The sequence below is a fragment of the Aureitalea marina genome (genome assembly GCF_002943755.1).
Taxonomy (GTDB): domain Bacteria; phylum Bacteroidota; class Bacteroidia; order Flavobacteriales; family Flavobacteriaceae; genus Aureitalea; species Aureitalea marina.
In genome coordinates this window covers 464,305-477,379 of sequence record NZ_MQUB01000001.1, presented here as the reverse complement: position 1 = coordinate 477,379, position 13,075 = coordinate 464,305, and the positions used below count along the sequence as shown (strand labels likewise).

Here is a 13,075-nt window from a genome sequence, read left to right as displayed (position 1 = left end):
GGCGTCTAATACAAAAATTAACTAATTTGCTTCACGCTTTACCATCGCGTAGTCTATGAACTCAGTGATCAAGATCAGGGAAATCAAACGAGATTTTCCACTCGGACAAGAGGTTGTAAAAGTCCTGAAAGGGATAGACCTGGATATTGAAAAAGGTGAATATGTCGCCCTAATGGGACCATCTGGTTCCGGGAAATCGACCCTGATGAACCTATTGGGATGTCTGGACACTCCGACTTCTGGTTCCTATCTTCTGAATGGCAAAGACGTGAGTAATATGTCGGACGATGAATTGGCCGATATCCGGAATACCGAGATCGGTTTTGTGTTTCAGACTTTTAATCTATTACCTCGGACAACCGCTCTCGAAAATGTAGCACTTCCTATGATCTACGCAGGGGCCAGTAAAAGCCAACGCGCGGATCGCGCTTCGGAAGTATTGACGGATGTGGGATTGGCAGACCGAATGGACCACAAGCCCAATCAGCTTTCCGGGGGTCAGCGCCAGCGGGTCGCCGTAGGGAGAGCCCTGGTCAATAAGCCCTCCATCATTTTAGCGGATGAGCCTACCGGTAACCTGGATTCCAAGACCTCGGCCGAGATCATGGATCTGTTTGACGAGATCCACTCTGCGGGAAATACCGTGATCATTGTTACTCACGAAGAGGACATAGCCGAACATGCTCATCGAGTGATCCGCCTCAAAGACGGTATGGTAGAAAGCGATATCCGCACCAAATAGTTATCTTTAGTCCATGAATGTGGACCTCTCCAATCCTATTGTTTTGATCGTTGGCGGCGCCTTGCTGATCATGGTGCTCTACTTCTGGAACAAGACCAATACCAGCAGGGCCAGTGCCCGCAGGCGGAGGAGTTTTAGAACTGGTTATTACGAGCGAAAAGAGGAGCGGAACAAAGAAGATAATTCCGGAAGGGATACCACTCAATAGAATTTGCTATGAAGATCTACACCAAAACAGGAGATCAGGGGACCACTGCTCTCTTCGGTGGTACACGAGTACCCAAACACCATGTCAGGATCGAATCCTATGGAACCGTGGACGAGCTTAATTCTCACCTCGGACTTATCCGGGATCAGGAGATCAATCCACACTACCAGGATGTTCTTATCGGGGTTCAGGATAAACTATTTACCGTCGGCGCCATCCTGGCTACCGACCCGGAGAAAGCTGTCCTGAAAAGTGGAAAGGAGCGCTTAAATATTCCCAAGATCAGTGAAGGGGATATCGAATTTCTCGAAAAGGAGATGGATCAAATGAACGATGCGCTTCCTCCTATGACCCACTTCGTCCTGCCCGGAGGACATACTACGGTGTCATATTGTCATATTGCCCGCTGTGTTTGCCGAAGAGCCGAGCGTTTAGCCACCTTGCTACATGAAAATGAGGGGATTGACACCCGGGTATTGCAATATCTTAACCGACTTTCTGACTATCTCTTTGTACTGGCACGGAAGTTGTCCCATGATCTGCAGGCAAACGAGATAAAATGGGTGCCTGAGAAGTACTAAGCCCATCTCAATAGCCTTTGTAAGATATTGTTTTTCAATACTTTACAAATGTTCTTTTTCACGACGTGTAAATAATTTCGATTTTTCTTGACTTTTTAATCGAAAAATATATTTTTGCAGGAAAATTAAACCTGTTTGTCATGTATTGGACCTTAGAACTGGCATCTTATTTAAGCGATGCCCCCTGGCCGGCGACCAAGGACGAATTGATCGATTATGCGATCCGAACAGGAGCTCCCCTAGAGGTTGTTGAAAACCTGCAAGCGATCGAAGATGAAGGAGATTCCTACGACTCGATCGAAGAGATCTGGCCGGACTATCCCACAGATGAAGATTATCTGTGGAACGAAGATGAATACTAAACCAAACTAACATAAAAAGTCTCGCTAGCGAGGCTTTTTTTTTGGGAGCATTATTGGCTCCTAAAAACCGTTAAAGCTTTGGCGGAGTCTATTTTTTGGCGTTTTTTTGTACTTCCTGAAAATGGCAGTAAAACAAGACTCCCGTTGCCAAAAACCAAGAATAGAACATGGGAATTTTAGATAATGTACTCAAGGTATTTGTCGGTGACAAATCCAAAAAAGATATTGGGGAGATCCAACCCCTAGTCAAAGAGATCAAAAAATTTGAAGCGGAAATGGCTTCCTTGTCCCTGGACGAACTCCGGGCCAAGTCGGATAAGTTCCGTCAGCAGATAAAAGACGATCAGAAAGAGCTGCAGCAGCAGATCGACGACCTGAACAATCAGGCCGACGAGTTGGAAGACATAGACGAGAAAGAAGCAGTCTACAACCAGATCGATGGACTGAAGGACGAGCTGTACGAAATAGAAAAGGCAACGCTGGAATCTATACTGCCCGAGGCTTTTGCCGTGGTCAAAGAAACTGCCCAGCGATTCAAAGACAATACAACCCTCGAGGTTACCGCTACTCCCTTTGACAGAGAACTTTCTGGAGCCAAAGATTATGTAACCCTGGACAACGAAAATGCCATCTGGTCCAACAGTTGGGATGCCGCAGGAAAAGAGGTGACCTGGGACATGGTTCACTACGATGTGCAGCTTATCGGGGGTATCGCCCTTCATCAAGGGAAGGTAGCCGAGATGCAAACCGGGGAAGGAAAGACCTTGGTAGCAACACTGCCTGTTTACCTCAACGCCCTGGCCGGAAATGGTGTTCACCTGGTAACCGTAAACGATTACCTGGCCAAACGGGACAGCGCCTGGATGGGGCCCATCTTCGAGTTCCACGGTATGAGTGTAGATTGTATTGATCATCACCGACCCAACTCGGCGGAGAGACGTAAGGCCTATAATGCCGATATCACCTACGGGACCAACAACGAATTCGGTTTCGATTATTTACGGGATAATATGTCCCATGCACCGGAAGATCTGGTACAGCGTCCGCATCACTACGCCATCGTGGATGAGGTGGATTCTGTTTTGATCGACGATGCCCGGACACCATTGATCATATCTGGTCCGATCCCTCAAGGAGACCGGCATGAGTTTAACGAGTTAAAGCCGAAGATCCAATCCATCGTCGATGTGCAACGGAAATTTTTGACCGGTGTGCTGGCCGATGCCAAGCGACTGATCAAGGAAGGAGACACCAAGGAAGGTGGTTTGCAGCTGTTACGTGTTTATCGGGGGTTACCCAAGAACAAGGCCCTGATCAAATACCTCTCCGAGGAAGGGGTCAGACAGATTTTGCAGAAGACCGAGAACTTCTACATGCAGGATAACAACCGGGAGATGCCCAAGGCAGATGAGCCCCTTTATTTTGTGATCGAGGAAAAGAACAATCAGATCGAACTGACCGACAAGGGCGTGGAATTCCTGTCTGGGAAGGACGATCCGAATTTCTTCGTCATGCCCGAGATGGGCACCGAGATCGCGAAGATCGAGGAACAAGGTTTAACGCCAGAAGAGGAAGCCGAGCTAAAAGAAGATCTTTTCCGGGATTTCTCCATCAAGTCGGAGCGTATCCACACCATGAACCAATTGCTGAAGGCTTACACACTCTTTGAGAAGGATACCCAGTACGTGGTGATGGAAAACAAGGTCATGATCGTGGACGAGCAAACCGGTCGTATCATGGATGGTCGTCGTTATAGCGATGGCTTGCACCAGGCCATCGAAGCCAAGGAAAATGTGAAGATCGAGGCGGCCACTCAAACCTTTGCCACCATTACCCTACAGAACTATTTCCGGATGTATCGGAAACTATCCGGTATGACGGGTACAGCAGTTACGGAAGCCGGTGAGCTTTGGGAGATCTACGAATTGGATGTAGTCGAGATCCCTACCAACAGACCCATTGCCAGGGACGACCGAGACGATAAGATCTACAAAACGAAACGCGAGAAATACAACGCCGTGATCGAAGAGGTCACACAACTAAGCCATGCTGGTAGACCGGTGCTTATCGGTACTACCTCCGTGGAGATCTCGGAATTGCTCAGTAGAATGTTGGGTATTCGAAAGGTACCTCACAACGTACTGAACGCTAAATTGCACAAAAAAGAGGCGGACATCGTTGCCGAAGCCGGTAATGCAGGTATCGTAACCATAGCCACCAACATGGCCGGTCGTGGAACGGATATTAAGTTATCTGATCAGGTAAAAGCTGACGGTGGTCTGGCCATCATTGGAACGGAACGTCACGATTCTCGTCGTGTAGACCGACAGTTGCGTGGTCGTAGTGGACGTCAGGGGGATCCCGGTAGTTCACAGTTCTACGTTTCCTTGGAGGATAACCTGATGCGTCTGTTCGGTAGTGAACGAATTGCCAAGCTTATGGACCGTATGGGACTAAAAGAGGGTGAAGTGATTCAACACTCCATGATCTCTAAATCCATTGAACGGGCCCAGAAAAAGGTAGAAGAGAACAACTTCGGTATCCGTAAACGACTTTTGGAGTATGACGATGTCATGAACGCTCAGCGTGAGGTGGTCTACAAGAGACGATATCACGCTCTATTTGGAGAACGACTGCGTGTGGACATCGCCAATATGATCTTTGACACGGCAGAGGTTATTGCGGACACCAACAAAGCTGCCCAAGACTACAAGAATTTTGAGTTTGAACTGATTCGCTATTTCTCCATGAGCTCACCCATCAGTCCGGATGAGTTTGATAGCATGAGCGTGCAGGATATTGCAGGTAAAGTTTACAAGGAGTCCTATCAGCACTATCAGGATAAAATGGCTCGCAATGCGGACATGGCTTACCCGGTCATTCGAAATGTATATGAGAACCACAAAGATCAATACAAACGTATCCTGGTACCATTCACGGATGGGGTCAAGACCTTGAATGTAAGTACTGATCTGGAAAAAGCCTACGAAACAGAGGGCAAGCAGCTGGTTAACGATTTTGAAAAGAACATCACCCTGGCCATTATTGACGATGCCTGGAAGACTCACCTGAGGAAGATGGACGAATTGAAACAATCCGTTCAGCTGGCAGTTCACGAGCAAAAGGACCCTTTACTGATCTATAAATTTGAAGCCTTCGAGTTATTCAAGACCATGATCGAAAAGGTGAATAAGGATGTGATCTCCTTCCTCTTCAAGGGAGAATTACCTCAGGAGAACCAGCAACGCATTCAGGAAGCCCGTCAGGTGAAGCGATCTGATAAGCTAAGCGAACAAAAGGATGAGATCCCCAACATGGACGAACGTGCGGCTCAGGCACGGGCTGCGGGTAACACCCAGGGCCAGCAGGAGATCACCGAGACCATTGTTCGGGAACGGCCTAAGATCGGACGAAACGAACGCGTGACGATCAAGCATGTGATGAGCGGTGAGAACAAAACCGTCAAGTACAAGCAGGCCATACCGCTTTTGGATAAAGGTGAGTGGGTTCTTGTGGAGGACTAACCCACGGTATCCAAAGGCTCAAACTAATCCAACTTTCCGTATATTAGTGGAAAACGACTGGTTATGAAAAAGTTAGTACTTCTATTCGGCCTCATCATCTTCGCTTCCTGTTCTTCGGACGACGGAGACTTTATACAAGAAGAGATCCAATTATTTGTGCAGCACTACAAAACAACCGCTGCCTTCTCCTTGAATAATGTTTTACTGGTTCAGGAGCAGGAAAATATCGGCTCAGATCTCTATCTAAGTACCTATGACATACAAGGATTCAACTTTCGGCCGGGTTACACTTCCCTACTCACCGTAACCAAGACCACCATCCGAAACCCGGAGACTGATTACGCTACAGTGGATTATCGCTTGATCTCTGTGGACGAGCAGAAGGAAGTCTTACCGGGTACTACATTTTCTGTTCCCTTGGCGCGTTACGCCAATTTTGGAGGATACTCCACCTGGCTTACCGGGACGGAAGAATTTGGATATTATATCAGTTTCGAGATCCCTATCGACTGTTATCTGAACTGTGGTGAGCTAAATGCCGTCATTCCCAACCAGGAAGAGGCCACCGGTGTCTTTGTTCATGGACCGGAAGGAAGTTATATCCTGACAGAGATTTACTAGTTAATCCTTGTACCGTTTTTCCAACTGCTTTTTTAGCAGTGGAATTTGCAGAAGAAATAGTCCGATGCCGATAATAGCGTAGATCGCTGTTTTAGAAAGTTCCAGTCCCGCTAGTGGGTTTTTCCAGTCCAGCGCTATGTTTTCCCGTACTTCGTTGGCATAGGCCGATCCTTGCCAGGGAAGGAAGATCAGTATGGCCAGAATGCTAAGTACTATGACGGCTATCCAGATCCAGGCTTTACGGGAGATCAACGGCTTGTAGATAAATTGTCCAACAGGTATCAGATCGATGGTATTCATGATCCGTTCGTAGAGACCGACCGGAGCTGTTTCCAAACCTGCTTCTTTCACCCTTTTTTGAGTGAATTCCTCTATGTTCTTAGATCGCTTTTCCATTCTCTTCATGTTCTTCCGGTTGTATATAAGATCGAAGCATATTGAATAACTTCTTCCTGCTCCTAAACAATTTGATCTTGATATTGTCTTCGCTAAGATCCGTGATCTTGGCAATCTCTTTGACCGACATCTCTTCAAAATAATAAAATGTGATCAATGCGGCTTCCTGCTCAGGTAATTTCATGATGCACTGATCGATCATTAGCCTTCTTTCCTGGGCTTCCAAATATCCCAGTGCGTTCTCCACTTCGTCCAGTTGACGCTCGGTGATCTCTTCGATCAATTCAAGCTCTTTATTCCGTTTGTACTTGCGGACCCGATCCAGCGCCTTCCGGTATGCAATGCTGTACAACCAACTAGAGAATTTAGAATCTCCCCTATAGGTGCCCAAAGATTCATAGGCCTTTATAAAGGTATCCTGTGCAACTTCCTCCGCTTCCTCCCGCACTTTAACTACACGCAGGGCAACGGTAAAGATGAAATCCTGATAAGCCAGGACCAGTTTTCCGAATGCTTGAGAATTCCCTGAAAGGGTTTCCCGGATCAAATCTTGGTCAGTGTTCTCCATGGTACATCCCTAAGACGATACTTGTATACGAACGGTTACACAAGAAAGGGAGAAATAAAATATACGAATTTTTGTAACCGGACTCCAAAAGGTTACGTCCTAAGGACAAACGAACAGAAAATTATCAACCAGCCCCTGTGGCTCAATTAATCGAATCTAAAATGGAACATCCTGAAATTATCATAGTACCCATTATGTTTGGGGTCATCTTCGGAATCTTTTATCTCTTTATCTCAGCAAGAAATAAGGAAAGACTTGCGCTCATCGAAAAGGGTGCAGAAGCGTCAATATTCTACGGTAAGAAAGGTCGGACATCGACCTGGAAAGTACTGGTGATCAACCTGGCCTGTTTGCTGATGGGAATTGGCCTGGGAATATTTATCGGTGGATTCTTCTCAGATATAGTTGGAATGGATGAGGATATCGCCATGCCTGGAACTATCCTCTTTACAGCTGGACTGGGGCTTTTCACTGGATTTCTGGCTACGAAGAAATTGACTGCCGACCAGTAAGCTGAAGTTAGTTTTTAGTCAAAGCCAACTTGATCCTTAGCGGGATCGGTTGGCTTTTTTACTGCATGTATACTTTACTATACAATGCAGTAATGCTCAGTTTACTATTGGCAGAAGAGGAGCCTTTATAGCCTTCGATCAGGGTACGGTCGCCGGAACTGGTCTTGCTTACCTTCATGTTATCTGGTATCTCCACGCGGGAGCGCTTTCCGTCATAGTCCAGGACAAAGGCCGATTGAGGTAATTTAATGGTGGCATCCGTATTCTCCAGGATGATGTTCAGACGGTCAAAACTGTTGTCAATATTCTTGATGAATAGATTCCCGAAGGAACCACTTAATCGTCCACCTTTGGACATATTGAAAATATTCACATCGCTGGAAACTGCATCAAGATCTATGCTTCCGACCGTATTCAGCTTGCAATCTTCTACATAATTGATCTTCAAGGACCCTTCTTTCCAGTTATTTACATAAACAGGAGCATAAGAGGCATTGATGAGGGTAGACCCCCCATCAATGCTGTTAGCTGTTAACGTAGAGTAGTTCAGCGTTGCACGCAGGTTAGTTGCGTCGGCCATCTTCACTTCTCCGTGACGTACGTTGATATCTGTTCGAGTGCCTTTTGGCATACGGATAATAATGGTCTTCTTTACCTTCTTCTTATCGATGAAGATACTTTCATCGTCGTCATCATCACTGATAATGACCTTTACATTGCCGTTGTCCTCGTATTTTTCGGCCCATTTCTCGGCATCTTTGGCAAAATCTTCGGCCCATTCTTCCATGTCCTTGCCGAACTCTTCGCCCCATTTCTCCATATCTTTGCTCAGCTTTTCACCAAATTCTTCGCCCCAGGCTTCCCATTGCTCGGAATACTCCTCGGCCCATTTCTCCATCTTCTCTTCGAACTCGGGTCCAAAATTATTTTCAAAACTGTAGGAGAAATTCTCTCCCCACTCTTCCATGACCTTCTCAAATTCTTCTGCCCATTTATCGACCTCGCCCAGCCATTTATCCACCTCACCGACACTGGCATTACTCTTGTACTTTTTGTTCAGTTTATTCACATAGGCCTGCTTGTTCTTCTCGTATTCGCTGCGATCAAACTTCATCCCATTGTGCTTGCTTACATTCACTTTGGATCCCTTGCCGGACGATACCACAGAAGGCTGATCATCTGTAAATGGCCAGTTGGGGAAGTCATCCGTCTCCGGAATGTCCGGTACATCGAACTGAAAGCTAAAGTTGTCCATATTCATTTCGAAACCTTCCATGGTCGGCATGTCTGCCAAGTTCTTTAAACTTTCCAATTCTGCTAATCCCTCCAAGGCTCTCAGGTTCTCAAACCCACCCCAAAGGCTTCCTTCATTAGAGGTAACGATCACTTTCTTGCTGTTACCCAGCACATCGAAGGTCCAGTTATCGAAGATCTCCTTTTTTTCGTCTGCAGTCAGGTCCTCGCCTTCTACAAGGGCTTCAACCTCTACAACATCTTTATTCCAGGTCTCTATGATCACATCGGTATGCGAAGTGTTGACCGATACCAAGGCGTCCTTTCCTACTTTAAAGGACTCCTTGTATTTGTTCTGAGCGAAGATCAGGCTGGTGCATAGCAAAAACAGCACCACCACAGACCTACGCTTGCATATCAATAAGTTGCTCATTGTTTGTGTCTTTTAGTTCTTTTAATTTGTTCTTTAATCGGAACAGCAATTCCAATCTCAGCTGCAGGTTATCGACTAAGGCAGTGATGGTTGCCTCTGTGGGCCCAACCTTATTCAATTCTTCATTCAGGGTATTGTATTCGACATTCAGCTCATCCAAGCGCTGTAAATAACCGTCGATAAGTTCTTTGTTCTCGTCATCTTCTTCCAGGGAGGCCAATTGCAGATTGATCCCGTTGGTGTAAAAATCCTCTATCTTCTTCAAGTCCGGAGAAATATCACCCAGGGTGATCTGTTTTTCAGGGTCAACAACTTCCGTTGTTGGCTGCTCTACATCAGCTATGATCGGATCAACTTCTTGCTGATTCCCCAATTGCTGATATCCGAAATAACCCAGGGAAAAGAAGACGATTGCCACTGCAGCCACCTTCAACCATAAAAATGATGGCTTCTGCTTTTGGCCTAGTTCTGCTGCCAGCCTGGCTTCGAACCTGGCCTCGTGTCCCTTGGACATCTCTGTCTTCGGGGCTTCGTAATCCTTCAATAAATCTCTAATATCCCGTCCCATAACGCAGGTGATTTAACGTTTGCTGTAATTTTTGTTTTCCGCGGTAGAGGTTTGTCCTGGAGGCACTTTCCGAAATACCTAATACATCAGCGATCTCGGAATGGTCATAACCTTCCAGCAAAAACATCTTTACCACTACTCGGTATTGCTCCGGCAATTCTTCGATGGCTTGCATGATCTCCGGGACCGAAGTCTCGTCGTCTACCTGCCAATCGTCCTCGTCTGCCTGGGACAACACTTCTTCATTGATCGCATACAGGTCCACCTTGCGCGCCTTGATCTGGTCAAGACAGGTGTTGATCACGATCCGCTTTAGCCAGGCACCAAAGGTGACGTCCCCTTTAAACTGGTGCATCCTGGAAAAAGCCTTGATGAAGGCATCCTGCATGGCATCTTCTGCCGCTGCTGCGTCCTTCATATACCTATTGGCAATGACGAACATCCCGTCACAATACTGGCGATATAGTGCCATTTGCGCTTTGCGGTTGTTTTGCTTACACTGCTCAACAAGTAACAGATCAGACAATTTGATGGTTTTTTTTGGTTGCTGTTCGGTTTAAAGACGACACAAAAAAGGGCTTGTTGCAAATGTGCACGAAAAAATTTGACTAACTTTAAATAATACTGATAATCAACCAAGAACACAATACTTCGTCCATGAACAAAACCGTCAAAATTCTAGTTTGGATCGTCGGTGTACTAATCCTGGGCTTCCTGCTATTCAAATTTGTGGCTTGGCCCATTATGAAGAACCAAACCAAAAAGCACAGTCCGGAAACCGAAGTTCATATCACGGTAGAAGAGACCACTATAGACGTGTACTACTGTAGTCCGTCTAAAAAGGACCGGTTGATATTTGGAGAGTTAGTTCCTTACGACGAGGTGTGGAGGACCGGTGCGAATGAACCCACCCGTTTTGTGACCAATACAGATCTGACCATAGGCGACCAGTCATTGCCGGCTGGTGAGTACACCCTCTGGACCCTCCCGGGAAAGGATATGTGGGAGGTCATGTTCAATTCCAAGATGTATGAATGGGGAGTTAGTGCACCGAGTGGAAAGGCGTCGAGGGAGACTGAGTACGATGTAGTGGTGGTTGAAGTCCCTCCCGTCATGGTCGATTTTGTGACCGTGGATTTCACGATCGAGCTCACAGAGGTTGGTGGAAATGTGATCATGGACTTCAGATGGGATCAGACAGCAGTACCTGTTACTATTGCCATCGATTAAATTGAATTATCTTCGTGTAGACAACATTCGCCTGTTTCTGCATCGATGAAAAAGCAATCCAAATCCAAGGCCCTATCGGAAAAAGAGGGTATTCCCCAACCCGCGCACAGCAGTCCGGATGTGGCTAAGCAATTAATATCCCGAAGACGAAGATCGGCTACGACGGAAGAACTTGTCCAGGGAATTTTAGCAGGTGATCAAACCAGGCTCAGCCGGGCCATAACCCTTATCGAGAGTAAAGCCGCCAAGCACCAGGACCAGGCTCGGCAAGTAATAGAAGCCTGTTTAGCCCATACCAATCGTTCTGTTCGTATTGGAATAACCGGTGTACCAGGGGTCGGTAAAAGTTCCTTTATCGAACAACTGGGCTTACAATTGGTGGGCCAGGGCCACAAGCTGGCTGTTCTCGCGGTAGATCCCAGTAGTAGCCTGAGCAAGGGCAGTATACTAGGAGATAAGACCCGAATGGAAGAATTGGTCAAACAGCCCCAGGCCTTTATCCGTCCCAGTGCCAGCGGCACTTCATTGGGTGGGGTTGCACAAAAGACAAGGGAAACCATTTTACTATGCGAAGCTGCGGGTTATGATGTGATCCTGATAGAAACCGTTGGCGTAGGACAAAGTGAGACTGCGGTACACTCCATGACCGATTTTTTCCTCTTGATGAAGTTGGCCGGAGCAGGTGATGAATTGCAGGGTATTAAACGGGGGATCATGGAAATGGCAGATGCCATTGTGATCAATAAAGCAGACAGCGAAAATGTCAAAGCTGCAAAACTGGCGAAAACCGAATTCAATCGGGCACTCCACCTATATCCACAAAAGGCCAGTGGGTGGACTCCCAAAGCGTTTACATGTAGTTCACTGAAGAACCAGGGCATAGAGGAAGTCTGGGATGTGATCTGCAATTATATCGAGCTGGTCCGTGACAATGGATATTTTGAACAAAAAAGGAAGGAACAGAACCGCTATTGGCTGATGCAGACCATACAGGATAGCCTGCAACAACGTTTTTTTGATCATCCCGGTATAAAAGAAGCCCTGGACGAACAAATGAGCTTGATGGAACAGAATAAGACCACTCCATTTGCAGCGGCCAACTACTTGCTACAATTAGCCACGATCAGTTGAGAAAACTCTCACGATACCAATCGATCTGCTTCTGTAGTCCTTGATGCAGCGTCGTTTTAGGATCGTAATCTAACAGCCGACGCGCCTTATCAATATTGGCACAGGTTCTAGCCTGATCACCCGGCCTCGGTGGGGTTATTTCCTTGCGGATGGTTTTACCCAACAATTCCTCCACAACGGCTATCCCGGTAGCTGTAGTGTTCTCTTCTTCCGTACCCAGGTTAAAGATCTCGCCATTGCAGATTTCTTCCCTGTCGATTATACTCACAATCCCATCAACTATATCGGACACATAGGTAAAGCTCCTGAGGTGCTTTTCGCTGCCTTCGTAAAGCGGGAAAACCTCATCTTTTAACCCGGCGGCAATAAGACGGGTATACAACTTGTCCGGACGCTCTCTGGGACCGTATACAGAATACAGCCTCACGGAACATCCACGAAGTAAGCCTCTTCTGCTGTATGCCAAAACCAACTGCTCGGCACCTAACTTGGTCACCCCATACCAGGAAGCTGGTAATGGAGCCTGGTCCTCCGTCATGGTGGCATGAAGACCATAGATAGAGGAAGTTGCAATATTGATGAAGTACGGCTTGTCTTGCAATGGTTCGATCGCAGTCAATAAGCGTTGAGTCGCGATCACATTATTGGTCAAGTATTGCTCAAAAGTACAACTGGCCGAGATTCCGGGTTGAGCTGCAAAATGTACGATCATATGGCAGTCAGAGACCAACTGATCCAATGGATCGTAACGCAGGTCCAATCGGCTAACTTCAATACCTCGCTTTGAGAGGGTTGAAGCATTGCGCTCCTTCAGTTGGACGTCGTAGTAATCAGAGAAATTATCTATAGCGATAACTTCATGACCCATGTCCTTAAATCGCTCGGCCGTATGCGAGCCGATAAATCCGGCTGCACCGGTAATCAATACCTTCATAACAAGACTTTGAGCGCAAAATAAACACATTT

15 protein-coding genes are annotated in these 13,075 nt (G+C 46.7%); 9 read left to right on the top strand and 6 right to left on the bottom strand.

Annotated elements, in window-relative coordinates; all coding sequences use genetic code 11:
• Window positions 1-55: 55 nt before the first annotated feature.
• The 6 genes from BST85_RS02290 to BST85_RS02265 all read left to right on the top strand — a co-directional run bounded on the left by BST85_RS02290 (window position 56) and on the right by BST85_RS02265 (window position 6,038).
• Window positions 56-742 carry an ABC transporter ATP-binding protein gene (locus tag BST85_RS02290; protein ID WP_104811782.1) on the top strand — a complete coding sequence of 229 codons (687 nt, stop codon included), beginning with the start codon at window positions 56-58 and terminating at the stop codon, window positions 740-742.
• 13 nt (window positions 743-755) lie between these two features.
• Entirely contained in the window at window positions 756-950 is a 195-nt protein-coding gene (locus tag BST85_RS02285; protein WP_104811781.1) for a hypothetical protein, read from the top strand.
• An 8-nt stretch (window positions 951-958) separates the two neighbouring features.
• The gene (locus BST85_RS02280) at window positions 959-1,531 is read left to right on the top strand and encodes a cob(I)yrinic acid a,c-diamide adenosyltransferase (RefSeq protein ID WP_104811780.1); all 573 of its coding nucleotides are present in this window, start codon (window positions 959-961) and stop codon (window positions 1,529-1,531) included.
• Between the two features lie 140 nt (window positions 1,532-1,671).
• Window positions 1,672-1,893, top strand: coding sequence for a DUF2795 domain-containing protein (locus BST85_RS02275; RefSeq protein ID WP_008272287.1), 222 nt, complete (start codon window positions 1,672-1,674; stop codon window positions 1,891-1,893).
• 167 nt (window positions 1,894-2,060) lie between these two features.
• A complete protein-coding gene (gene secA / locus BST85_RS02270) occupies window positions 2,061-5,417 on the top strand; it encodes a preprotein translocase subunit SecA (RefSeq protein WP_104811779.1) in 3,357 nt (1,118 codons plus the stop codon).
• A gap of 63 nt (window positions 5,418-5,480) precedes the next feature.
• The gene (locus BST85_RS02265; RefSeq protein ID WP_104811778.1) at window positions 5,481-6,038 is read left to right on the top strand and encodes a DUF4377 domain-containing protein; all 558 of its coding nucleotides are present in this window, start codon (window positions 5,481-5,483) and stop codon (window positions 6,036-6,038) included.
• Here BST85_RS02265 and BST85_RS02260 read toward each other — a convergent pair whose 3' ends face one another.
• Together BST85_RS02260 and BST85_RS02255 are read right to left on the bottom strand one after the other, a co-directional pair.
• Entirely contained in the window at window positions 6,039-6,443 is a 405-nt protein-coding gene (locus tag BST85_RS02260) for a hypothetical protein (RefSeq protein WP_146090625.1), read from the bottom strand.
• Entirely contained in the window at window positions 6,418-7,002 is a 585-nt protein-coding gene (locus tag BST85_RS02255) for an RNA polymerase sigma factor (RefSeq protein ID WP_104811776.1), read from the bottom strand. The genes BST85_RS02260 and BST85_RS02255 overlap by 26 nt, the downstream gene beginning before the upstream one ends.
• Window positions 7,003-7,163: 161 nt before the next feature.
• On the opposite strand from BST85_RS02255, the gene BST85_RS02250 reads away from it, so the two are divergent.
• Window positions 7,164-7,514 carry a DUF6249 domain-containing protein gene (locus BST85_RS02250; RefSeq protein ID WP_104811775.1) on the top strand — a complete coding sequence of 117 codons (351 nt, stop codon included), beginning with the start codon at window positions 7,164-7,166 and terminating at the stop codon, window positions 7,512-7,514.
• A gap of 58 nt (window positions 7,515-7,572) precedes the next feature.
• On the opposite strand, the gene BST85_RS02245 is transcribed toward BST85_RS02250, so the two are convergent.
• Genes BST85_RS02245 through BST85_RS02235 form a run of 3 tightly spaced genes read right to left on the bottom strand, consistent with a single transcriptional unit; the run spans window position 7,573 to window position 10,274 of the window.
• Window positions 7,573-9,180 carry a DUF4097 family beta strand repeat-containing protein gene (locus BST85_RS02245; RefSeq protein WP_146090624.1) on the bottom strand — a complete coding sequence of 536 codons (1,608 nt, stop codon included), beginning with the start codon at window positions 9,178-9,180 and terminating at the stop codon, window positions 7,573-7,575.
• The gene (locus BST85_RS02240) at window positions 9,152-9,748 is read right to left on the bottom strand and encodes a hypothetical protein (protein WP_104811773.1); all 597 of its coding nucleotides are present in this window, start codon (window positions 9,746-9,748) and stop codon (window positions 9,152-9,154) included. Before BST85_RS02240 ends, BST85_RS02245 begins: the two co-directional genes overlap by 29 nt.
• The gene (locus tag BST85_RS02235) at window positions 9,732-10,274 is read right to left on the bottom strand and encodes an RNA polymerase sigma factor (RefSeq protein WP_104811772.1); all 543 of its coding nucleotides are present in this window, start codon (window positions 10,272-10,274) and stop codon (window positions 9,732-9,734) included. The genes BST85_RS02240 and BST85_RS02235 overlap by 17 nt, the downstream gene beginning before the upstream one ends.
• A 131-nt stretch (window positions 10,275-10,405) precedes the next feature.
• Here BST85_RS02235 and BST85_RS02230 point away from each other — a divergent pair, with 131 nt between their 5' ends.
• Both BST85_RS02230 and meaB read left to right on the top strand, forming a co-directional pair.
• On the top strand, window positions 10,406-10,978 hold the full coding sequence (locus BST85_RS02230; protein ID WP_104811771.1) for a DUF2911 domain-containing protein: 573 nt from the start codon (window positions 10,406-10,408) through the stop codon (window positions 10,976-10,978).
• 45 nt (window positions 10,979-11,023) lie between these two features.
• On the top strand, window positions 11,024-12,109 hold the full coding sequence (gene meaB / locus BST85_RS02225; protein ID WP_104811770.1) for a methylmalonyl Co-A mutase-associated GTPase MeaB: 1,086 nt from the start codon (window positions 11,024-11,026) through the stop codon (window positions 12,107-12,109).
• Here meaB and BST85_RS02220 read toward each other — a convergent pair.
• The gene (locus BST85_RS02220; RefSeq protein WP_104811769.1) at window positions 12,102-13,043 is read right to left on the bottom strand and encodes an NAD-dependent epimerase/dehydratase family protein; all 942 of its coding nucleotides are present in this window, start codon (window positions 13,041-13,043) and stop codon (window positions 12,102-12,104) included. The genes meaB and BST85_RS02220 overlap by 8 nt on opposite strands.
• Between the last annotated feature and the right edge of the window lie 32 nt (window positions 13,044-13,075).

Excerpts from the sequence above, each read along its gene's own strand:
- BST85_RS02290 (WP_104811782.1), top strand. The coding sequence starts at position 56 with ATGAACTCAGTGATCAAGATCAGGGAAATCAAACGAGATTTTCCACTC.
- BST85_RS02285 (WP_104811781.1), top strand. The coding sequence starts at position 756 with ATGAATGTGGACCTCTCCAATCCTATTGTTTTGATCGTTGGCGGCGCC.
- BST85_RS02280 (WP_104811780.1), top strand. The coding sequence starts at position 959 with ATGAAGATCTACACCAAAACAGGAGATCAGGGGACCACTGCTCTCTTC.
- BST85_RS02275 (WP_008272287.1), top strand. The coding sequence starts at position 1,672 with ATGTATTGGACCTTAGAACTGGCATCTTATTTAAGCGATGCCCCCTGG.
- secA (WP_104811779.1), top strand. The coding sequence starts at position 2,061 with ATGGGAATTTTAGATAATGTACTCAAGGTATTTGTCGGTGACAAATCC.
- BST85_RS02265 (WP_104811778.1), top strand. The coding sequence starts at position 5,481 with ATGAAAAAGTTAGTACTTCTATTCGGCCTCATCATCTTCGCTTCCTGT.
- BST85_RS02260 (WP_146090625.1), bottom strand. The coding sequence starts at position 6,443 with ATGAAGAGAATGGAAAAGCGATCTAAGAACATAGAGGAATTCACTCAA.
- BST85_RS02255 (WP_104811776.1), bottom strand. The coding sequence starts at position 7,002 with ATGGAGAACACTGACCAAGATTTGATCCGGGAAACCCTTTCAGGGAAT.
- BST85_RS02250 (WP_104811775.1), top strand. The coding sequence starts at position 7,164 with ATGGAACATCCTGAAATTATCATAGTACCCATTATGTTTGGGGTCATC.
- BST85_RS02245 (WP_146090624.1), bottom strand. The coding sequence starts at position 9,180 with ATGAGCAACTTATTGATATGCAAGCGTAGGTCTGTGGTGGTGCTGTTT.
- BST85_RS02240 (WP_104811773.1), bottom strand. The coding sequence starts at position 9,748 with ATGGGACGGGATATTAGAGATTTATTGAAGGATTACGAAGCCCCGAAG.
- BST85_RS02230 (WP_104811771.1), top strand. The coding sequence starts at position 10,406 with ATGAACAAAACCGTCAAAATTCTAGTTTGGATCGTCGGTGTACTAATC.
- meaB (WP_104811770.1), top strand. The coding sequence starts at position 11,024 with ATGAAAAAGCAATCCAAATCCAAGGCCCTATCGGAAAAAGAGGGTATT.
- BST85_RS02220 (WP_104811769.1), bottom strand. The coding sequence starts at position 13,043 with ATGAAGGTATTGATTACCGGTGCAGCCGGATTTATCGGCTCGCATACG.